Annotated in this window: 1 pseudogene; it reads right to left on the bottom strand. The window is 62.8% G+C overall.

The features are described 5' to 3' along the window. Nucleotides 1-419: pseudogene (locus AC6EMZ_RS23310) on the bottom strand (translation initiation factor IF-2); the annotation flags it as partial.

Raw genomic sequence — 419 nt, 5'->3', positions numbered from 1 at the left:
ATACCGCCCACGGCAGCGTGCACAATCTGCACACGCACTTCGTCGGTCGACAGCTTCTTGAGCGAATGCACCAGCGCTTCCTGCGAGCCCTGCACGTCGGCCTTGATGATCAGCGGCAGCGACTTCACGTCGCCTTCGCTCATCTGTTCCAGCATGTTTTCCAGCTTGGCAGCCTGTTGGCGTGCCAGCTTCACATCGCGGAACTTGCCTTGGCGGAACAGCGCGATTTCGCGTGCCTTACGTTCGTCCGGCAGCACCAGCACTTCTTCACCGGCACCCGGCACTTCCGACAGACCCTGAATTTCCACCGGGATCGACGGACCAGCTTCCTTGGCCGGCTTGCCGTTTTCGTCCAGCATGGCGCGCACGCGGCCATAGGCGGTGCCCGCAAGCACCACGTCGCCGCGCTTGAGCGTACC

It is taken from the genome of Enterobacter sp. SCRI0065, from assembly GCF_059766475.1.
The sequence above is the reverse complement of the archived record's forward strand: the minus strand, read 5'-3'. Positions and strand labels throughout refer to the sequence as shown.